17 protein-coding genes are annotated in these 19,723 nt (G+C 73.8%); 8 read left to right on the top strand and 9 right to left on the bottom strand.

What is annotated here, in order from left to right; translation table 11 throughout:
* Positions 1–53 precede the first annotated feature (53 nt).
* From ACWF79_RS28210 to yczE, 4 genes are all read right to left on the bottom strand, one after another.
* Positions 54–428, bottom strand: coding sequence for an RNA polymerase-binding protein RbpA (locus ACWF79_RS28210; protein WP_026278069.1), 375 nt, complete (start codon positions 426–428; stop codon positions 54–56).
* Between the two features lie 255 nt (positions 429–683).
* Positions 684–2,039 carry an MFS transporter gene (locus tag ACWF79_RS28205; protein WP_453730975.1) on the bottom strand — a complete coding sequence of 452 codons (1,356 nt, stop codon included), beginning with the start codon at positions 2,037–2,039 and terminating at the stop codon, positions 684–686.
* Between the two features lie 43 nt (positions 2,040–2,082).
* Positions 2,083–2,847, bottom strand: coding sequence for a glycerophosphodiester phosphodiesterase family protein (locus ACWF79_RS28200; protein WP_453730974.1), 765 nt, complete (start codon positions 2,845–2,847; stop codon positions 2,083–2,085).
* Positions 2,844–3,524: a membrane protein YczE gene (gene yczE, locus ACWF79_RS28195; RefSeq protein ID WP_453730973.1), complete on the bottom strand. Its 681-nt coding sequence runs from the start codon at positions 3,522–3,524 to the stop codon at positions 2,844–2,846. The genes ACWF79_RS28200 and yczE overlap by 4 nt, the downstream gene beginning before the upstream one ends.
* A 102-nt stretch (positions 3,525–3,626) precedes the next feature.
* On the opposite strand from yczE, the gene ACWF79_RS28190 reads away from it, so the two are divergent.
* On the top strand, positions 3,627–5,126 hold the full coding sequence (locus ACWF79_RS28190; RefSeq protein WP_453730972.1) for an SCO1417 family MocR-like transcription factor: 1,500 nt from the start codon (positions 3,627–3,629) through the stop codon (positions 5,124–5,126).
* Positions 5,127–5,165: 39 nt separating this feature from the next.
* Here ACWF79_RS28190 and ACWF79_RS28185 read toward each other — a convergent pair whose 3' ends face one another.
* Positions 5,166–6,899 carry a hypothetical protein gene (locus tag ACWF79_RS28185; protein WP_453730971.1) on the bottom strand — a complete coding sequence of 578 codons (1,734 nt, stop codon included), beginning with the start codon at positions 6,897–6,899 and terminating at the stop codon, positions 5,166–5,168.
* A 37-nt stretch (positions 6,900–6,936) separates the two neighbouring features.
* Positions 6,937–7,131 carry a hypothetical protein gene (locus tag ACWF79_RS28180; protein WP_046907412.1) on the bottom strand — a complete coding sequence of 65 codons (195 nt, stop codon included), beginning with the start codon at positions 7,129–7,131 and terminating at the stop codon, positions 6,937–6,939.
* Between the two features lie 334 nt (positions 7,132–7,465).
* Between ACWF79_RS28180 and ACWF79_RS28175 the strand changes: the two genes are divergently transcribed.
* The 7 genes from ACWF79_RS28175 to ACWF79_RS28145 all read left to right on the top strand — a co-directional run bounded on the left by ACWF79_RS28175 (position 7,466) and on the right by ACWF79_RS28145 (position 17,419).
* Positions 7,466–7,858: an ankyrin repeat domain-containing protein gene (locus ACWF79_RS28175; protein ID WP_453730970.1), complete on the top strand. Its 393-nt coding sequence runs from the start codon at positions 7,466–7,468 to the stop codon at positions 7,856–7,858.
* 277 nt (positions 7,859–8,135) lie between these two features.
* A complete protein-coding gene (locus ACWF79_RS28170; protein ID WP_453730969.1) occupies positions 8,136–9,551 on the top strand; it encodes a HEAT repeat domain-containing protein in 1,416 nt (471 codons plus the stop codon).
* Between the two features lie 200 nt (positions 9,552–9,751).
* Positions 9,752–10,879: a glycosyltransferase family 4 protein gene (locus tag ACWF79_RS28165; protein WP_453730968.1), complete on the top strand. Its 1,128-nt coding sequence runs from the start codon at positions 9,752–9,754 to the stop codon at positions 10,877–10,879.
* Positions 10,876–12,054, top strand: a complete 1,179-nt coding sequence (locus ACWF79_RS28160; RefSeq protein ID WP_453730967.1) for a glycosyltransferase — start codon at positions 10,876–10,878, stop codon at positions 12,052–12,054. Before ACWF79_RS28165 ends, ACWF79_RS28160 begins: the two co-directional genes overlap by 4 nt.
* The gene (locus ACWF79_RS28155) at positions 12,051–13,235 is read left to right on the top strand and encodes a GDSL-type esterase/lipase family protein (RefSeq protein ID WP_453730966.1); all 1,185 of its coding nucleotides are present in this window, start codon (positions 12,051–12,053) and stop codon (positions 13,233–13,235) included. The genes ACWF79_RS28160 and ACWF79_RS28155 overlap by 4 nt, the downstream gene beginning before the upstream one ends.
* Positions 13,232–16,837, top strand: a complete 3,606-nt coding sequence (locus tag ACWF79_RS28150) for a hydantoinase B/oxoprolinase family protein (protein ID WP_453730965.1) — start codon at positions 13,232–13,234, stop codon at positions 16,835–16,837. Before ACWF79_RS28155 ends, ACWF79_RS28150 begins: the two co-directional genes overlap by 4 nt.
* 162 nt (positions 16,838–16,999) lie before the next feature.
* Positions 17,000–17,419, top strand: a complete 420-nt coding sequence (locus ACWF79_RS28145; protein ID WP_453730964.1) for a hypothetical protein — start codon at positions 17,000–17,002, stop codon at positions 17,417–17,419.
* On the opposite strand, the gene ACWF79_RS28140 is transcribed toward ACWF79_RS28145, so the two are convergent.
* Genes ACWF79_RS28140 through ACWF79_RS28130 form a run of 3 tightly spaced genes read right to left on the bottom strand, consistent with a single transcriptional unit; the run spans position 17,404 to position 19,717 of the window.
* A complete protein-coding gene (locus ACWF79_RS28140) occupies positions 17,404–18,303 on the bottom strand; it encodes a 5-oxoprolinase subunit C family protein (RefSeq protein ID WP_453730963.1) in 900 nt (299 codons plus the stop codon). The two genes, ACWF79_RS28145 and ACWF79_RS28140, sit on opposite strands and share 16 nt — an antisense overlap.
* Positions 18,300–18,926 (bottom strand): 5-oxoprolinase subunit PxpB, encoded by a 627-nt coding sequence (gene pxpB, locus ACWF79_RS28135; protein WP_453730962.1) that lies wholly within the window; start codon positions 18,924–18,926, stop codon positions 18,300–18,302. Before pxpB ends, ACWF79_RS28140 begins: the two co-directional genes overlap by 4 nt.
* Positions 18,923–19,717, bottom strand: coding sequence for a LamB/YcsF family protein (locus ACWF79_RS28130; protein ID WP_453730961.1), 795 nt, complete (start codon positions 19,715–19,717; stop codon positions 18,923–18,925). The genes pxpB and ACWF79_RS28130 overlap by 4 nt, the downstream gene beginning before the upstream one ends.
* Between the last annotated feature and the right edge of the window lie 6 nt (positions 19,718–19,723).

Raw genomic sequence — 19,723 nt, 5'->3', positions numbered from 1 at the left:
GGTACACACAAGGTGTACCGGGCCCCGCGGCGTTGCGTCGGCCGTGCCGTCCGTCAGGCGGACTTGCGGCTGTCTCGCGGATGCACGGCGATGTTCATGGCGCCGGAACGAAGGACCGCCAGCCTCTCGGCCAGGACCTCCTCCAGCTCCTCGCGGGTGCGCCGCTCCATCAGCATGTCCCAGTGCGTACGCGCCGGCTTGCCCTTCTTCTCCTCGGGGCCGTCCCCGTCCACCAGGAGTGCCTGGCTGCCGCAGACCTTGCACTCCCACTCCGGCGGAATTTCCGCTTCCACCGAGAAGGGCATCTCAAAACGATGGCCCTTCTCGCATGCGTACTCCACGGCCTGGCGCGGGGCCAGATCGATGCCGCGGTCGGTCTCGTAGCTGGTCACCACGAGGCGCGTGCCGCGAAGAGCTCGCTCACTCATGAATCGTGCCTCCCGGGCTTGTCGCCCACAGGACAGGTGTCGCTGTCGTCGTCATCCGGTCAACGTCCGGTCGGCGGTAAAGATTCCCGTTCCGGGTCATGCGTCGCCCGTCGTGCCGCCCCTTGTTCTACCCACCAGTGCCCGGTTTGTCACATCTGACAGCAGATGTCACCCAGCGTCTTCACCAAAGCAGCACGCAGTAACGGTCCGCCTGGCAGGCCAAAGGCGTACACTACCGGCCTTTCACTTCCAGGTCTAAATCCGCTCCGGAACCGGGTTGCCCGCGGCCGCCACGGCACGCCGTACGGGTACCCGCGCGAGCAGGATGAAACCGGCCAGGAAGAAGATCACCAGGGAGATGATGGCATCCCGATAGCTGCCGGTCAGCTGATACGCGAGACCGAACACCAGTGGGCCCAGCCAACTCAGGCCCCGGTCACTCATCTCGTAGGCCGAGAAGTACTCCGCCTCCTTGCCGCGCGGCACCAGGTGTGAGAACAGCGAACGCGACAGCGCCTGGCTCCCGCCGAGCACCAGACCGATCGCCGCCGCCAGACAGAAGAACGCCACCGGCGCGCCCGCCGGCAGGAAGTACCCGGCCCCCAGGATCAGGGTCCAGATCGCCAGCGACCCCAGGATCGTGCGCTTGGCGCCGTACGAGCGCGCGAGCCGCCCCATGCCGAGCGCGCCCGCCACCGCGAGCACCTGGACCAGGAGCACCGCCGTGATCAGCGTCGTCTGGTCGAGCCCCAGCTCCTTGGAGCCGTAGATCGACGCCTGCGAGATCACCGTCTGCACCCCGTCGTTGTAGACGAGGTACGCGAGCAGGAACGACAGCGTCAGCGGATGGCGCCGCATGTCCCGCAGCGTCGCCATCAGCTGCCGCCAGCCACCGCCGACCGCGCCCTCGCCGTGCGGCCGGACCCGCCGGTCGCGCAGCCGCCGCAGCGGCACGAGCGTGAAGGCGCCCCACCACAGCCCGGCCGAGGCCAGACAGATCCGCACCGCGGTCCCCTGGGAGAGCCCGAAGGACTCGTGCCCCGAGTACAGGACCAGGTTGAGCACCAGGACCAGGGCCCCGGAGGAGTAGCCGAAGGCCCAGCCGCGCGAGGAGACCGCGTCCCGCTCGTCCGGCTCGGCGATCTGCGGCAGATACGCGTTGTAGAGCACCATCGAGACCGCCAGCGAGGCGTTCGCCACGATGAGCAGGAACGCGCCCAGCAGATACCGGTCGCCGCCCAGGAAGAACATGCCCCCGGTCGCCGCCGCGCCCGTGTACGCGGCGACGGCGAGGAGCGGCTTCTTACGGCCCGTACGGTCCGCCGCCGCGCCCACCAGCGGCATCACGAGCACCGCCACGATGATCGAGGCCGAGACCGCGTACGCGAACAGGGACCCGGCCCGCACCGGGATGCCCAGGGGATGGACGAAACCCTCCGCGTCCGCCGCCGCCTCGGCGACCGACGTCAGATAGGGGCCGAGGAACACCGTGAGCACGCTCGTCGAATAGACCGAGCAGGCGAAGTCGTAGAAGTACCAGCCGCGCTGCTCGCGCCGGCGGTCGGCAGGATCGGCGGCGGACCGCTCCGGTTCGGTGGTGTCAGCAGTCAAGACCGCGGCCCCCTCGTTCGTCCCCGTGGGCGGGGACGCGCGCTCAGACCCACACGCCCCGCTCGGTCAGGACTGTGCGCAGCGTCTCCAGATGATCGGTCATGATGCCATCCACCCCGAGGTCCAGGAGAACGTTCATCCGCTCCGGATCGTTGACCGTCCACACGTGGACCTGAAGCCCCCGGGCATGGGCCTCGCGGACGAAACGGCGGTCCACGACCGGGATGCCGCTCTGGCTCTCGGGGACCTGCGCCGCGACGGCGCCCGCGCGGATCGCCGCCGGGATGCCGAGCGAGCGCAGCCGCAGCCCGAGGACGCCCTTGACGCCGTATGAGGTCGCGAGCCGCGCCCCCGCGAGCCGCTGCGCGCGGGCCACCCGGCCCTCGGTGAAGGAGCCGACGCAGACCCGGTCCCACGCCCCGGTCCTGCGGATCAGGTCGACCAGCGGCAGCAGCGAGGACTCGGCCTTGAGGTCCACGTTCCAGCGGGCGTCGGGAAACTCCTCCAGCAGCTCCTCGAAGAGCGCCAGCGGCTCCTTGCCCGCCACCCGCGCCTCGCGGACGGCGGCCCAGGGCAGGTCGCGGATCCGGCCGGTGGCGTCCGTCACCCGGTCGAGCGTGGAGTCGTGGAAGGCGACCAGAGCGCCGTCCGCGGTGGTGTGGACATCGGTCTCGAAGTACCGGTAACCGGCTTGTGCCGCCCGCCGGAAGGCGGTCGCGGTGTTCTCCAGGCCGTCCGCCGCGCCGCCGCGATGGGCGAAGGGGATGGGGGACGGGTGGTCCAGATAGGGGTGGCGTACGCGAGTCACCGCCGCAGTATCGCCTGTCCCGGTGTCCCGGAGGCGACGACGGTGCTGCTCGCGCCCTGCTCGGGGATGGCGAACCGGCGCAGGAAGAACTGCGCGAGGGGGCCGATGGCCAGCGCGTACAGGACCGTGCCGACGCCGACCGAGCCGCCCAGCAGGAAGCCGGTCGCGACGACGGCGACCTCGATCGCCGTCCGCACCAGCCGGATCGAACGGCCGGTGAGCCGGTGCAGCCCGGTCATCAGGCCGTCGCGCGGGCCCGGACCGAAGCGGGCGGCGATGTACAGGCCGGTCGCCGCCCCGTTGAGGACGACGCCGAGGACGAGCAGGGCGACCCGCGCGGGGAGCCCCTGGGCGTCGGGTACCAGCGCGAGGGTGGCGTCGATGGCCAGGCCGATGGCGAAGACGTTGGAGACCGTGCCGAGACCCGGCTTCTGTCGGATCGGGATCCAGAGCAGCAGGACCAGCGCTCCGACGATGACCGAGACCGTGCCCATCGTCAGCCCGGTCTTCTCGGAGAGGCCCTGGCCGAGGACGCCCCAGGGCTCGAGGCCGAGCCCGGCGCGCACCAGCAGCGCCGCACTGCACCCGTACAGCGCCAGTCCGACGTAGAGCTGGGTGAGGCGACGGGGCAGGCGGCGACCGGTGAGCCGGCCGTGGAGACCGGATGCGATGGACACGGTGGTGCTCCCTGGAGGGTCGTGGTGGACTGGCTCGTGACACTCTGTGGCGGGGGATAGGATGCCAACCATGGCCAATTCGAGGAAGGTGGACTGACTTCCATGGCTCAGTGGACCTCAGCTGTCGGGCCGGCTCAGCTCGCCCGGCAGCTTCAGGCACAGCAGCCCCGCCCCGCCGGGCCGGGCACGCGCAAGCCGCCCGCCTACCGCGCGCTGGCCGACGGCATCCGCCTTCTCGTCCTGGAGGGCCGGGTGCCGGTCGCGGCCCGGCTGCCCGCCGAGCGCGAGCTCGCGGGGGCGCTGACGGTGAGCCGCACGACGGTGGCGGCCGCCTACGAGGCGCTGCGCGCCGAAGGGTTCCTGGAGTCGCGGCGCGGGGCCGGCAGCTGGACCGCCGTACCGGCGGGGAACCCGCTGCCCGCGCGCGGCCTCGAACCGCTCCCTCCGGAGTCGCTCGGCTCGATGATCGACCTCGGCTGCGCGGCGCTGCCCGCGCCCGAGCCGTGGCTGACGCGGAGCGTCCAGGGCGCCCTGGAGGAGCTGCCGCCGTACGCCCACACCCACGGGGACTACCCGGCGGGGCTGCCCGCGCTGCGGCAGATGCTCGCCGACCGGTACACCGTGCGGGGCATCCCCACCATGCCCGAGCAGATCATGGTCACCACCGGCGCCATGGGCGCGATGGACGCCATCTGCCATCTCTTCGCGGGGCGCGGCGAACGGATCGCCGTCGAGTCGCCCTCGTACGCCAACATCCTCCAGCTCATGCGGGCGGCGGGCGCCCGTCTGGTCTCGGTGGCGATGGCCGAGGGGCTGGCCGGCTGGGACCTGAACCGCTGGCGCCAGGTCCTGCGGGACGCGGCGCCCCGTCTCGCGTACGTCGTCGCCGACTTCCACAACCCGACCGGCGCCCTGGCCGACGAGGACCAGCGGCGGCAGCTGGTGGACGCGGCCCGCTCGGCCGGCACGGTGCTCGTCGTCGACGAGACCATGTCCGAGCTGTACCTGGACGACGACCTGACGATGCCTCCGCCGGTCTGCTCCTTCGACCCGTCGGGAGCCACCGTCCTCACTGTCGGTTCGGCGAGCAAGGCGTTCTGGGCGGGCATGCGGATCGGCTGGGTCAGGGCCGCGCCCGACGTGATCCGCTCGCTGGTGGCCGCGCGGGCCTACGCGGACCTCGGAACCCCGGTCCTGGAGCAGCTCGGCGTCAACTGGCTGCTGCGGACCGGCGGATGGGAGCAGGCGGTCACCATCCGCCGTACCCAGGCGCGCGAGAACCGCGACGCGCTGGTGGCGGCGGTGCGGGCGCAGCTGCCGGAGTGGGAGTTCGACGTCCCGGCGGGCGGACTGACGCTCTGGGTCCGCACGGGCGGGCTCTCCGGCTCGCGGATCGCGGAGGTCGGCGAGCGGGTGGGCGTCCGGGTGCCCTCGGGGCCGCGCTTCGGCGTCGACGGCGCGTTCGAGGGGTACGTGCGGCTGCCGTTCACCGTCGGCGGCGCGCTCGCCGAGGAAGCGGCCGCGCGTCTGGCGGCGGCGGCCCGCCTCGTGGAGTCGGGCGCGGGTACGGGCAACGAACAGGCCCGGGCGTTCGTGGCGTAGCGGACGACCGGGGCCCCTTGGGGGCCCCGGCGGCGGAGGTCAGCCCTCTGCGGGGACCGGGGCATGGCCGAGGTCCAGGGTCGGACCGGCGGCCGGGGCCGGGTCCACGGCGGGCCTGGGGGGCGGCGTCGGGTCCATGGCGGGCCTCGGGGGAGGCGTCGGATCCACGGTTGGGCCGGGGGGCGGGGTCGGGTCCGCGGCGGGCTTGGGGGGCGGGGTCGGGTCCGGGGCGGAGCCCGGGGCCGGGGGCACCGCCGTCGAGGTGGCGTTCTGCCGCTCGGGCAGCAGCGCCAGGACGGCCTGCCGATGCGCCTCGCTCGTCGCGTCGTCGTACGGATCCGGCGTCGCCGGCACCTGCAGGCGCAGCACCGGCCCCGCACCGAGGCACGCGTACCCGCGCCCTGGCGGGACGACCGGGGTCGGCGTCGTGTGCGGCGCCACGCCCAGGACCGACGTGATCTGCCCGGGCGACGCGGGACCGAGCACGACCCGGGCGCGGGTGTGCGTCCGTACCGTCTCGCTCAGCGCGTCCACGCTGTCGAACTGCTCCGCCACCACCACCGTGACCTGCGCGGCCCGGCCGTGCCGCAACGGCACCTGGAGGAGGTCCTGCGGGTCGGGACGCCCGTCGGCCGCCGCCAGATGACCGAGAACGCTCGGCCGGTCGAGGAGGATCCACAGCGGGCGCCGGGTGTCGTCGGGCGCGGGACGGCCCGCCTGCCGCGCGCGGTTGGCGGCGATCAGCCGCCGCTCCGTCTCGTGCGCCGCCCACTCCAGGCTTGCCAGCGCGCCCGCGAGGCCGCACTCGACGGCCAGGACTCCGGCCCGTCCGGTCAGGCAGGCGTACTCGCCCGTGCCACTGCCCTCGATGATCAGCACGTCACCGTGCGGCAGGGCCTGCAGGGCGATGGAGCGCAGCAGGGAGGTCGTGCCGCTGCCGGGCTGGCCGACGGCGAGCAGGTGCGGTTCGGTCGAGCGCGGGCCCGTCCGCCAGACGACCGGCGGCGCGTCCTGTTCGCCGTCGGCGGTGAGGACCGGCACCGTGCGCTGGACCGCGTCCGCGTCCGTGAAGCCGAGGACCGTCTCGCCCGGGACGGTCACGAAGCGCTGGGCGGCGATCGTGGTGGGCAGGGCGGGCAGCACGTCCATGACGAGCTGGTTGCCCTCCTCGTCCCAGTCGAAGAGGTACTCCCGGCCGCGCCCGGACTTGGCGTGCAGGAGCTGCTCGATCCGGGCGCGTGCGTCCGCCTCGCCGTCCGTGAAGTAGGCGGGGTAGCGGATGCGCAGCCGGGTGAGGCGGCCGCTGTCGTCGAAGGCGAAGTCCCCGAAGGCGGCGCTCCAGTCGCCGCCGTGGGCGAAGAGGGGAGCCGGGTCCTCGGGGACGGAGAAGTACGGCACCAGCGCCTCGTAGAGGCCCTTGAGCCGCTCGGTCTCTGCGTCGTCGGGCCCGGTCTTCACGACCGGGCGCTCACGCCCCTTCCACGCGGCCGCGCCCATCACCGAGACGAGCGCGAGGAGCGGCCCGTACGGCACGAGGGCGACGACCAGGACGCAGGCCGCGACCAGGAGCAGCGTGGGACCGCGCCGTTCCTTGGGAGTCGCGGCCCACCTGACACGCGCGGTCGCGGCCAGCTTCCGCAGACCACGCGAGATGGTGATCAGCGGATGGAGCACGTCGGTGGCGCTGTCGGCGGCCGTGCGAGCGATCTCTCGACTGCGAGCGATCCGGTCGCTGCCGCTGGTCAGAATGCGGGGGAGTGGTCGCCGGGCCACGTCGTACTCCTGAAGTTGTGGAAGGGGCAGTGAAGCGTCAGAACTTGATCCCGCCCAGGAGGCTGGCCAGGCTCTGGCCGCCCGCGGTGATGCTCGGTGCGATGGCGGTGCCCGCGAGGTAGAAGCCGAACAGGGCGCTGACTAGGGCGTGGGAGGCCTTCATCCCGTCCTTCTTGAAGAACAGGAAGCAGATGATGCCGAGCAGGACCACGCCTGAGATGGACAGGATCATGAGGTGTTCTCCTGGTTGAGGGGACAGTCACCATGAGTCCTTCCAGGTTCACAGCAAGTATCTATGCGATTAAAGGTGCATCTGGGTGAAAGTCGGGCGATTTCACTTGACTGGCGGATGTGGCGGGCTTGCCCGAGTGGCGAAATGCGCGGAGCGCGCTAGCGCGGGCGGTGGTCGCGCCCCGGGTGAGCTGCGGTGATCCTTGCCGTGGACGCCTTCCGTCATGTCGCCGGACGGGCAGTACCCTGTCGATTCACTCGTACGGCTGCGGTTGCCGTGCGCAGGTCACGGTGCAAGGTTCTGGGTTCCGAGGAACGAAAGGCGGGTACGTCCGATGAGCGAGACTCCGGACCCCGAGGTCATCGAGCTGGCGAGCAAGGTCTTCGACCTGGCGCGCACCGGGGACGCCGAGGCGCTCGCCGCCTATGTCGACGCGGGCGTCCCGGCGAACCTCACCAACGATCGGGGCGACTCCCTCGTCATGCTCGCCGCCTACCACGGGCACGCCGACGCGGTCACCGCCCTGCTGGCCCGGGGTGCCGACGCGGACCGCGCCAACGACCGCGGTCAGACCCCGCTCGCGGGGGCGGTCTTCAAGGGCGAGGACACCGTCGTGCGCGCGCTGCTCGCCGGCGGCGCAAATCCGGAAGCGGGGACTCCGTCTGCCGTGGATACTGCTCGGATGTTTGGGAAGGCAGAACTCCTGGAGCTGTTCGGCGCCCAGTGACACCCCGGTGAAGATCCAGGGGAAGATCCGGGTGAACAGGCACTGAACCCCAGGTGAGAGCGGTGTCGTAAATGTGGTCGCGGTGGCGAAATGGCTGGGTCATCATGACGTCGGGCCCGCAAGGGGCCACCGACGAGAGGCAGAGGAAGATGGTCAACACCAAGCGAAGGACGACGGGCGGCCCTCCATGTTGCTGCGCGGCCTAGGCGATCAACAGCCCCCGGTACCCACCCGGTACTACCCGGTCGTATCGACAGCTTGATGTGAGGCGTCTTCCATGTTCGATCCAGTCATAGCGCCGAGCGGCACCCTGCTCGGCCTGCTGCAGAGGGGCCGCGGCGACGGCACCCTGCACGCGCTCGCCGCGCCTCGTGCCGAGGCCCTCGCGGCCCTGAACCACTGCGTTCTCAGCGACCCCCGCCACGACTGGCAGGTCGAGAACCGCTCTCTCTACTACGCACGGCTCTACCTCGACCTCGCCGGCGGGCTCGACGAGGTCGAGGCCCACCTCTTCGGCGCCGAGGACCACCTCGACACCGAGGAGAACCGGACCGGGCTCGCGCTCGCAGTCCTCGGGCACCTCGCCTCCTACGGCCGCCAGGACGCCCTGGCGCTGCTCCGGCGGTACGCCGCGACCGGCACCAATTGGGCGTGGGCCCTCGACGAGCTCGCGCTGCGCGACGACGACACCGGGCTGCGCTCGCTCGCCCTCCCCGTCCTCGCCCGCTTCCCGGCCGGCCCGGAGGGCGACGCCGAGCTCGCGACCGCCGTACGGGACGCCTTCGAGCCCCGGCCGTGGCGGCTGTGGGCCGAGGACCAGCGGGACGCCGTCGGCGCCCGGGTCAGAGCCGCCCAGGAACAGGGCTCCTTCGACCGCTGGCAGCGCCAGATGCGGCCGAGTGGCCCCCGCCCCGGCTGGAGCGTCCAGGCGGTCTTCGACTGGGCCCAGGAGGGTCTGGAGCGCGGCGCCGAGCTGCACGGACCCGCCGCGCGCTGCCTGACCGCCGTCGCAGGACCCGAGGACCGGCCGCGGATCGTCGAGGCCGCCCGCAGCGGACCCGACGGGGCGCGCTGCGCCGCCCTGCACTACCTTGCCGAGTCCCGGGACCCCGCCGTCCTCGACCTGATCGAGGCCGCAGCCGGCGGTGCCTCGCGTACGGTCGCCGAGGTCGCCGTCGCCGCGTTCGAGCGGATGTGCGGCGAGGCCGCCGTCGACCGCGCCCGGGGCTGGGTCCACCGGCCCGACGCCCTCGGCGCCGCCGCCGGCGCCGTCCTCGCCTGCCGAGGCGGGGCCCAGGACTCCCTGCTCGTCCTCGGCGCGCTCCGCGAGACCGTCCGGGCCGAAGGCCCCGACGCCCCGGCCCTCTACGCCCTGGTCGACGGCGCCGGACGCCTCGGCATCGGCTGCGCCGCGCCCGTGCTGCGCCACGTCTACCGCGAGACCGCGTCCTCCCAGCTGCGCGGCAGGACCGCCCGCGCCCTCGCCGCCACCGACCCGACCTTCCCGACGGGCTTCGCCGTCGAGTGCCTCTGGGACTGCGAGGAGACCACGCGCGAGGTCGCGGCGCTGCACGCCGAGACGGGCGACGTCCGCGTGGCGGACCGCCTGCGCCGCCTCGCCGCCGACCCGGCCGAGGAGGCCGAGGTACAGACGGCGGTCCGCAACCGGATAGGCCCGGACCTCCAGGTCTGAACCCCGCGCGCCTGACGCGGGTCTTCGGCGCCCGCCCGGGGATGGGCGGGCGCCGAAGGGGCCAGTAAGGGCGGCGCGCTGCCGGGCAGGGGCGCTGCGGCGAGTGGTGGGCGCCGCGCGGGGCAAACGCTCATGGGACGTTCCCCGGGCGTCCAGATCCTCGTCGGCGGGAACACGCCAGGCGCGACGACAACACCGGTATGCGTGTCGTCATCGTCACCGAATCCTTCCCACCCGATGTCAACGGTGTGGCGCACTGCGCCCAGCAGACCGCGCGCCACCTCGTGCGCCGCGGACATGACCCGCTCGTCATCGCCCCGGCCGTCGCCGGAGCCACCGACACCCCGGACGCCGACGCCCCCTGCCCCGTCGTGCGCGTCCCCTCCCTGCCCCTCCCCGGCTACCCCCAGGTGCGCGTCGCCCTCCCCAGCCGCCGCCTCACCACCGCCATCGCCGCGCACCGGGCCGACGTCGTCCACCTCGCCAGTCCGTTCGTGCTCGGGGTGCGCGGAATGGCGGCCGCGACCCGCCTCGGACTGCCCGCCGTGGCCGTCTACCAGACCGACCTCGCCGGCTACGCCCGTACCTACATGGGCGCGGGCGAAGGTGCCGCCTGGCGCCGGCTGCGGGCCGTGCACGGCGCGGCCGACCGCACCCTCGCGCCGTCCACCGCCGCAACCCGTGACCTGGAGACGCACGGCATCGGCCGTATCCGGCTCTGGCGGCGCGGCGTCGACACCCTCCGCTTCCGCCCCGACCTGCGTGACGGCACCCTGCGCCGCGAACTCGCCCCGAACGGCGAACTCCTCGTCGGCTACATCGGCCGCCTCGCCCCCGAGAAGCGCGTCGAACTGCTCTCCGGCGTCTGCGCGCTGCCCGGCATACGGGTCGTGATCGTCGGCGACGGCCCCAGCGAACCGGCCCTGCGCCTTGCGCTTCCCGGCGCCCGGTTCCTCGGGCGCCGCACGGGCGACGACCTGGCGAGGATCTTCGCCTCGCTGGACGTGTTCGCCCACACCGGTCCGTACGAGACGTTCTGCCAGACCGTCCAGGAGGCGATGGCCAGCGGTGTCCCGGTCGTCGCGCCTGCGGCCGGCGGTCCGCTGGACCTGGTCGACCATCGCAGGACCGGGCTCCTCGTCCCCCCGGACGACATGGTCGCTCTCCGGAACGCGGTGGCCTCCCTCGCGGAGGCACCGGCCCTGCGGGGCGCCTACGGCCGTGCCGGCCGGGCGGCCGTCGAGGGCCGGACCTGGGAGGCCGTCGGCGACGAACTGATCGGCCACTACCTGGAGGTCCTGCGCGAGCGGACGGCGGTGGCGGCATGAGAGGCCCCGCGATGGACCGGCCCCTGCGCATCGTCCGGCTCGCCAACTTCGTCACCCCCACCTCGGGGGGTCTGCGCACCGCCCTCGAGCAACTCGGCCGCGGCTACCTCGCCGCCGGGCACGAGCCCGTCCTCGTCGTCCCCGGCGACGTGGAGAGTGACCGCGTCACCGACCAGGGACGGATCATCACCCTGCCCGGGCCCGTGCTGCCCGGCACCGGCGGCTACCGCGTACTCGCCGACCGGCGCCGCGTCCGCCGGATCCTGGAGGAACTCGCCCCGGACCGCATCGAGGTCTCCGACCGCACGACCCTGCGCTGGACGGGGGAGTGGGCGCGGCGCGCCCGGGTGCCCTCGGTGATGGTCTCCCACGAGACCGCCGACGGCGTCCTGCGGACGTGGGGCGTCCCTGGGGCCGCCGCGTCCCGCGCCGCCGACCGGCTCAACCGCCGTACGGCGTGGGCCTATTCGCGGATCGTCTGTACGACGGAGTGGGCGGAGCGGGAGTTCGTACGGATCGGGGCGAGGAACGTCCTGCGCGCGCCGCTCGGTGTGGACCTGGAGCGTTGCCGGCCGGGCCGGCACAGCGCCGCGCTGCGCGCCGAGCACGCCGGCGGCGAGGGGGTTCTGCTGCTGATGTGCTCGCGGCTCTCCGTGGAGAAGCGCCCGGGCACGGCCCTCGACGCCCTCGCCCACCTGCGGGGCCAAGGAGTCAGGGCCACGCTCGCCGTGGCCGGCGAAGGGCCGCTGCGGGGTGCGCTGGAGCGGCGGGCGCGGGAGGAACGGCTCCCGGTCCGCTTCCTGGGGCACGTGGCCGACCGCGAGGCCCTCGCCGACCTCCAGGCCTCCGCCGACCTGTGCCTGGCCCCCGGCCCTGCCGAGACCTTCGGTCTCTCGGCCCTGGAGGCCCTCGCCTGTGGCACGCCGGTCGTGGTGAGTGCGTCGTCGGCGCTCCCGGAGGTCATCGGCGACGCCGGCGCCTGCGCCACGGACGCTCCGGCCGACTTCGCGGCAGCCGTCCGCGCCCTGCTCGACCGCCCGGAGCCGGCCCGCCGCGCGGCGGCACGCGCGCGTGCCGAACTCTTCGGCTGGGACCGCTCGATCGCCGCCTTCCTCCACGCCCACGACGCGGCCCCGGCCACGATCCTCGTCCCGCCGCAGGAGGTGCGGACATGACCACGACGGTCCCGCCGACGGCGGACAGCCCGGAGTCCCTGGGGAAGCCGATGGAGCCGTCGGCCCCGGCGCCGGGCGCCACCGGGATATCGGATCCAACAGCCGGGATGTCGGATCCCACCGCCGGGACGTCGGATCCGTCTGTCGGGATGTCGGATCCGTCCGCCTGGATATCGGATCCAACCGCTCGGACATCGGATCCATCCGTCTGGATATCGGATCCAATCGCCAATCCGGGCGCCGCCCTCGCCCCCGACATCGACCAGACGCCCCTGCGCACCATCCCCGCCCCCCGGCGGGAACCCGGCCCCGCTCCACTGGCGCCCGCCCCGATACGGTTCGCCGTCCTCGGGGACTCCCTCAGCGAGGGCGTCGGCGACCGGGTCGACGGTGCCTGGCGCGGCTGGGCGGCCCTGCTCGCCGAAGGCCTGGCCGGGCCCGGCCGGCGGCTGGAGTTCCGGAACCTCGCCGTCAGCGGCGCCCAGAGCCGGGAGGTCGCAGAGCGCCAGGCCCCCGAGGCGGTGGCGTTCCGGCCGGACCTCGCCTCCGTCGTCGTCGGGGTCAACGACACCCTGCGGCACACCTTCGACATCGAACAGCTCGCCCGCCGCCTCGACCGCGTCTGCGCGGACCTCACCGCGGGCGGAGCCGTCCTCCTCACCGCCTGCCTGCCCGATCCCGGCCGAATGCTTGCTCTCCCCACGCCGCTCGCCCCCCTCGCCCGGCGCCAGAAGGCCGTCAACACCCTCGTCCACGCGCTCTCCGCCCGCTACGACGCCGTCCACCTCCATCTCGCCGACAGCACGTGGACCGACGACCGGACCCTGTGGAGCGCCGACCGCCTCCACCCCGGCGAGCGCGGCCACCGGGCGATCGCCGCACGTTTCCACGCCCTCCTGGCCGCCCGCGACCTCGCCCACGGCACACCGCCCTCTCCCGACCCCCAGCAGCCGCCGCCCACCCGTACGGAAGCGGTGCTCTGGCTCGCCACCGCCGGCACCGGCTGGGTGCTCCGGCGCTGCCACGACCTGCTGCCCCAGCTGCTGCACCTGGCGGGCGCCGAGCTGCGGCACCGGGCGCGCGGCACCGACGCCCGGCTCGACCTGAAGGCCGAACAAGCCCTGACGGCCGCCCTCGCGGCCGTGTCGCTGGACGCCCCGGTGGCCACAATGGGGGAATGACCGGGCGCTGGGAGTTCTGGATCGACCGAGGCGGCACGTTCACCGACATCGTGGGCCGGCGGCCCGACGGGCGGCTCGTCACCCGCAAGCTGCTCTCCCACGACCCCGCACGCCCCCATGACGCGGCCGTCGCCGGCATCCGGCTCCTCCTCGGACTCGGCCCCGACGAACCCGTTCCCGCCGAGCGGGTCGCCGTCGTCAAGATGGGCACGACCGTCGCCACCAACGCCCTCCTGGAGCGGCGCGGTGAACCGACCGTCCTCCTCGTCACCGAGGGCTTCCGGGACGCGCTGCGCATCGCGTACCAGAACCGGCCCCGGCTCTTCGACCGCCACATCGTGCTCCCCGAGGCCGTCCACGAGCGCGTCGTCGAGGTCCCCGAACGGGTCGACGCCCAGGGCCGGACCGTACGCCCCCTCGACGAGGACGCCGTCGCCCAGGCGCTGCGGGCCGCCCACCGCGACGGCTACCGCTCCGCCGCCGTCGTCCTCCTGCACGGCTACCGCAGCCCCGCCCACGAGAGCCGGGTCGCCGCCCTCGCCCGCGCAGTCGGCTTCACCCAGGTCAGCTGCTCCCACGAGGTCAGTCCGCTGATCAAACTCGTCCCGCGCGGCGACACCACCGTCGTGGACGCCTACCTCTCCCCGATCCTGCGCCGGTACGTCGACGAGGTCGCCCGCGAACTCGCCGGGATCCGGCTCATGTTCATGCAGTCCAACGGCGGCCTGCGGGAGGCCGCCCACTTCCGGGGCAAGGACGCCGTCCTGTCCGGACCCGCCGGAGGCGTCGTCGGCATGGCCCGGACCTCCGGACAGGCCGGGTTCGACCGTGTCATCGGCTTCGACATGGGCGGCACGTCCACCGATGTGTCGCATTACGCGGGCGAGTTCGAGCGTGAACTCGGTACACAGGTCGCGGGCGTCCGGATGCGCGCCCCCATGATGAACATCCACACCGTCGCGGCGGGCGGCGGCTCCGTCCTCCACTACGACGGCAGCCGCTACCGTGTCGGCCCCGACTCCGCGGGCGCCGTCCCCGGGCCCGCCTGCTACGGCCGGGGCGGGCCCCTGACGGTCACGGACGCCAACGTGATGCTCGGCCGCGTCCAGCCGGCCCACTTCCCCGCCGTGTTCGGCCCCGAGGGCGACCGGCCGCTCGACGACACTGTCGTACGGGAGGGGTTCGCCGACCTCGCCCGGGAGATCGGCGACGGCCGCACCCCCGAGGAGGTCGCCGCCGGCTTCCTGGAGATCGCCGTCCTCAACATGGCCAACGCCGTCAAGAAGATCTCCGTCCAGCGCGGCCACGACATCACGCGGTACGCCCTCACCAGCTTCGGCGGCGCCGGCGGTCAGCACGCCTGCGCCGTCGCCGACGCCCTGGGCGTCGACACCGTCCTCGTACCGCCGCTGGCCGGTGTTCTCTCGGCGTACGGCATCGGGCTCGCCGACGCCACCGCCATGCGCGAGCAGTCCGTCGAGGCGGAGCTCGACGCGGACGGGACGCACGCGCGCGTGACGGAGCTCTGCGCCGAACTCGCCGAACGGACCCGGCAGGAGCTGCGCGCCGACGGACTGCCCGACTCCGCGATCACGACCCACGCGCGCGTGCTGCTGCGCTACGCCGGTACCGACGCGAGCCTCCAGGTCGACCTCGCCACGGCCGAGCGGATGCGCGAGGCCTTCGAGGAGGTCCACCGGGCACGGTACGCCTTCACCATGGACCGGCCGCTCGTCGTGGAGGCCGTCTCCGTGGAGGCCGTGGGACCCGCCGGACCCCACGGTCCCGTGCTCGTCGACGCGACGGCCCGGGAAGGGGAAGAGGACCGGGAACGGACCCCCGAGCCCCGGGCGACCGTACGGATGCACAGCGGCCGCACGGCCGCCGACACCCCGCTGTACCGCCGGGAGGACCTCCGCCCCGGCGACACCGTCATCGGGCCCGCGATCCTCGCCGAGGCCGACGCCACCACGGTCGTCGACGCGGGCTGGCGGGCCGCGGTCGCCGACGGCGGACACCTCCTCCTCACGCGCGCGACGCCCCGCCCCGCGCGCGTGGCGGTCGGCACGGACGTCGACCCCGTCCTCCTGGAGGTCTTCAACAACCTCTTCATGGCGATCGCGGAGCAGATGGGCGTACGCCTGGAGAACACCGCCCACTCCGTCAACATCAAGGAGCGGCTGGACTTCTCCTGCGCCCTGTTCGACCCCGAAGGCAACCTCATCGCCAACGCGCCCCACATCCCCGTCCATCTCGGCTCCATGGGGGAGTCCATCAAGGAGGTGCTGCGGCGGGGCGGCGACACCCTGCGTCCCGGTGACGTCTACGCGATCAACGACCCGTACCACGGCGGCACCCACCTGCCGGACGTCACGGTCGTGACCCCGGTCTTCGACGAGGCGGGCCGTGAGCTGCTCTTCCTCGTCGCCTCGCGCGGTCACCACGCCGAGATCGGCGGGGTCACCCCCGGGTCCATGCCCGCCTTCAGCCGGACCGTCCACGAGGAGGGCGTCCTCTTCGACAACTGGCTGCTCGTACGGGGCGGCCGACTGCGCGAGGACGAGACGCGGGACCTGCTCACCGGTGCCCGGTACCCGTCCCGCGACCCGGACACCAACCTCGCCGACCTCCGCGCCCAGATCGCCGCCAACGAGAAGGGGATCGAGGAACTACGCGCCATGGTCGACCAGTTCGGTCTGGACGTCGTCCACGCCTACATGCGGCACGTGCGCGCGAACGCCGAGGAGTCCGTACGGCGGATCGTGGCCGGCCTCCGGGACGGCTCGTACCGTTACGAGACGGACGGCGGCGCGGTCATCCAGGTGGCGGTCCGCGTCGACCGCGAACGGCGCTCCGCCGTCCTCGACTTCAGCGGTACGTCCCCCCAGCTGCCGGGGAACGCCAACGCGCCCACGTCCGTCGTCATGGCCGCCGTCCTGTACGTCTTCCGGACCCTCGTCGACGACGACATCCCCCTCAACAGCGGCTGCCTGGAGCCCCTGGACGTCCGGGTGCCGCCCGGCTCGATGCTCGCGCCCACCTACCCGGCGGCGACGGTCGCCGGGAACGTGGAGACCTCCCAGGCGGTGACCGGCGCCCTCTACGCGGCCCTCGGCGTCCAGGCGGAGGGCTCGGGCACGATGAACAACCTGACGTTCGGCAACGCGCGCGTGCAGTACTACGAGACCGTCGCGAGCGGCTCGGGCGCGGGCGAGGGCTTCGACGGGGCCGACGCCGTCCAGACCCACATGACCAACTCCCGGCTCACGGACCCCGAGATCCTGGAGTGGCGCCACCCGGTCCGGGTGGACTCCTTCGCCGTGCGGACGGGCAGCGGCGGGACCGGCCGGTGGCACGGCGGCGACGGCGTCGAACGCCGGATCCGCTTCCTGGAGCCGATGACCGTGACCCTGCTGACCGGCCACCGCCGGGTCCCCCCGTACGGGATGGCCGGCGGGGAGGCGGGGAAGCTTGGCGAGAACCTGGTCGAACGCGCCGGCGGCACGACCGAGCACCTCGACGGCGTCGACACCACCGAGGTCGCCCCGAACGACGTCCTCGTCCTGCGGACCCCGGGCGGCGGGGGCTACGGCACGCCCTGACCGGGGCCGAGTCCGGGCGCGCCTGGTTCCGTGGGTGTCCCGGACTGTCCCGGACGGACGCCCCGCTGGACGGCCGCACCGGGCGGCGGAAGTGTGCTGCCCAGGCAATCCGACAGAGCGAGCCGACACACCGACCGACACGGTCCCACCCGAGGAGCAGCCATGCGCCTACGTCGTACCGCCACCACCGCGGGTACCCTCTTCGCCGCCCTGGCCCTGGGCATGACCACGGCCGGCAGCGCCCACGCCGCCGAGATCACCAAGACGTCCGGCACGTCGGCCAAGGGAGGGTGGGGCGCCGGCACGGTCTACGTGGACACCGTGTTCCACGACGTGACGTACCTCAAGGTCTGCGACTACGGCAACCCGGACAGCCGGCGCGCCACCGCCGAGATCTGGCGCACCTCGGACCGCGCGTACTACTCCTACGTGGACGCCGAGCACGGCTCGGGCAGCTGCAACGACGACGACACCTGGCTCCCGGGGGTGATCCCCGCCGGCACGTACACGCTCCGTGTCTGCGTGCGCAACGGCGCCCAGGGTGCCTTCGAGGCCTGCGGCAGCCGTCAGTTCACCGTCTGACCGACGGACTCGGCGGCGCCTCGGCCCAGCGGTACGAACCGGACCACCGTCCCCGGCACGGCCTGCGCCGCGGCCGCCAGGTCCTCCTCCCGGACCACCGCCACCACCGGATAGCCGCCGGTCGTCGGGTGATCGGCGAGGAAGACCACCGGGCGCCCGTCCGGGGGGACCTGGACCGCGCCCAGGACCATCCCCTCGCTGGGGAGTTCGGCCGTCACCGCCCGTTCGAGAGACGGCCCCTCGGTGCGCAGACCGATCCGGTTGGTGGCCGGGGAGACCCGGTACGCGCGCGTGGCCAGGGTGCGCAGCGCCGCCGGGGTGAACCAGTCGTGGCGCGGCCCGAGCCGGACCCGCAGGACGAGTTCGTCCGCCGGGCCCGGCCACGGGGGAGCGTCGGCCCACCCCGGCGGGGTGGACTCCGCTCCCAGCGGCAGCACGGCACCGTCCGCGAGCGGCGCCGGGCCGAGCCCCGACAGCAGGTCGGTGGAGCGGCTGCCGAGGACGGGCTCGACGGCGAGCCCGCCGCCGAACCCCACGTACGCGCGCAGGCCACGGGTGGCAGGCCCGATGTCGAGCAGCGCACCCGCCGGGACCCGTACCGCCGTGCCCCAGGCGACCGGCCGGCCGTCCACGGTGACCGCGCACGGCGCGCCGCCCACGGCCACGGTGACCGGGCAACGGGGCCGCACCGCGCACCCGTTGACGGTGGTCTCCAGGACCGCCGCGTCCTCCGCGTTGCCCACCAGACGGTTCACCCGTCGCGCCGCCCCCGGATCCAGCGCCCCGGAGCGGGGCACGCCCAGGTGCGCGTAGCCGGTCCGCCCCAGGTCCTGCACGGTGGTGAGCGCTCCGGCCCGTACCACCGCGAGAGCACGATCGGTCACCGGCTCTCCACCACGAAACGCACCCGGGCACCGGGCGTGAGCAGCGCGGCGGGCTCGCGGTCCGCGTTCCACAGCACCGCGTCCGTGGACCCGATCAACTGCCAGCCGCCGGGGGAGGAGCGCGGATACACCCCCGTGTACGGCCCCGCGAGCGCGACCGACCCGGCCGGGACGGACGTGCGCGGCGTCGCCCTGCGCGGCACCTGGTACTGCTCGGCGAGACCGGTCAGATACCCGAAGCCGGGCGCGAAGCCGCAGAACGCGACCCGGAACTCGGTGGCCGAGTGGATCCGCACCGCCGTCTCCACGGACACCCCCCAGAGCGCGGCGACCTCCGCCAGGTCGGGACCGTCGTAACGGACCGGGACCTCGACCGCCCGCTCCACGCGCGCGTGGAGCGGCGGAATCGTCCACTCCCGTAGCTGCCCCGCCAGCAGGTCCGGGGCGTCGACCCCGTCGAGCAGCACCGTCCGCGCCGCCGGCACGATCTCCCGTACGGACGGCAGGACCCCGCCCGCGCGCCGCCGCAGCAGCTCGGCGTGGAACGCCTCCGTCTCCGTGCCGCTCCCCAGCTCCACCAGCAGCGCCCGCTCGCCCACCCGGTACACCCGTCGCGCCTTCATGCGAACGCCTCCACCCGCACGCCGGTGGCCTCCAGCTCCGCGCGCACCCGCCGGGCGAGGCCCACCGCGCCCGGGGTGTCGCCGTGCAGGCAGAGCGAGCGCGCCCGCACGGCGACGGACGTGCCGCAGTGCGCGGTGACGACGCCGAACCGGGCCATGGACACCGACCGTTCGACGACCTCCGCCGGGTCGGTGACGACGGCCCCCTCCTGCCCCCGTGGCAGCAGGGAACCGTCGGCCGTGTACGCCCGGTCGCCGAACGCCTCGGTCACCACCGGCAGCCCCGCCTTCCGGGCCGCCTCGTGGAGCCGCGAGCCGGGCAGCCCGAGCACCGGAAGACCGGCCCCCTCGGGCCGTCCGCCCGGCAGTCCGCCTCCCGCGAGCAGCACCCCCTCGACGACCGCCGCCGCCTGGACCTCGTCACGGACCACCCGGTTGTACAGCGCGCCGTGCGGCTTGACGTACGAGACCCGCGCACCGGCCGCCCGCGCGAAGACGTCGAGCGCCCCGATCTGGTACGCGATCTCGGCCGCCAGCTCGTCCGCCGGCACGTCCATCGACCGCCGGCCGAAGCCGGCCAGGTCCCGGTAGGAGACCTGGGCCCCGATCCGTACGCCCCTCGCCGCCGCCAGCTCGCAGACGCGGCGCATGGTGACCGCGTCCCCGGCATGGAAGCCGCAGGCCACGTTGGCGCTGGTGACGACGGAGAGCAGCTCCTCGTCGTCCGTGAGCGTCCAGCGGCCGAAGCCCTCGCCGAGGTCGGCGTTGAGATCGATCGAGGCCCAGGTCATGGTCGT

It is taken from the genome of Streptomyces sp. NPDC054975 (assembly GCF_053609105.1).
This window is presented reverse-complemented; position numbering and strand designations above follow the sequence as displayed.

Bases quoted from the DNA above. Each gene is read 5' to 3' on its own strand.
- ACWF79_RS28145 (WP_453730964.1), top strand. From the start codon at position 17,000: ATGCGCCTACGTCGTACCGCCACCACCGCGGGTACCCTCTTCGCCGCC.
- ACWF79_RS28155 (WP_453730966.1), top strand. From the start codon at position 12,051: ATGACCACGACGGTCCCGCCGACGGCGGACAGCCCGGAGTCCCTGGGG.
- ACWF79_RS28160 (WP_453730967.1), top strand. From the start codon at position 10,876: ATGAGAGGCCCCGCGATGGACCGGCCCCTGCGCATCGTCCGGCTCGCC.
- ACWF79_RS28165 (WP_453730968.1), top strand. From the start codon at position 9,752: ATGCGTGTCGTCATCGTCACCGAATCCTTCCCACCCGATGTCAACGGT.
- ACWF79_RS28180 (WP_046907412.1), bottom strand. From the start codon at position 7,131: ATGATCCTGTCCATCTCAGGCGTGGTCCTGCTCGGCATCATCTGCTTC.
- ACWF79_RS28175 (WP_453730970.1), top strand. From the start codon at position 7,466: ATGAGCGAGACTCCGGACCCCGAGGTCATCGAGCTGGCGAGCAAGGTC.
- ACWF79_RS28190 (WP_453730972.1), top strand. From the start codon at position 3,627: ATGGCTCAGTGGACCTCAGCTGTCGGGCCGGCTCAGCTCGCCCGGCAG.
- ACWF79_RS28130 (WP_453730961.1), bottom strand. From the start codon at position 19,717: ATGACCTGGGCCTCGATCGATCTCAACGCCGACCTCGGCGAGGGCTTC.
- ACWF79_RS28210 (WP_026278069.1), bottom strand. From the start codon at position 428: ATGAGTGAGCGAGCTCTTCGCGGCACGCGCCTCGTGGTGACCAGCTAC.
- pxpB (WP_453730962.1), bottom strand. From the start codon at position 18,926: ATGAAGGCGCGACGGGTGTACCGGGTGGGCGAGCGGGCGCTGCTGGTG.
- ACWF79_RS28170 (WP_453730969.1), top strand. From the start codon at position 8,136: ATGTTCGATCCAGTCATAGCGCCGAGCGGCACCCTGCTCGGCCTGCTG.
- ACWF79_RS28150 (WP_453730965.1), top strand. From the start codon at position 13,232: ATGACCGGGCGCTGGGAGTTCTGGATCGACCGAGGCGGCACGTTCACC.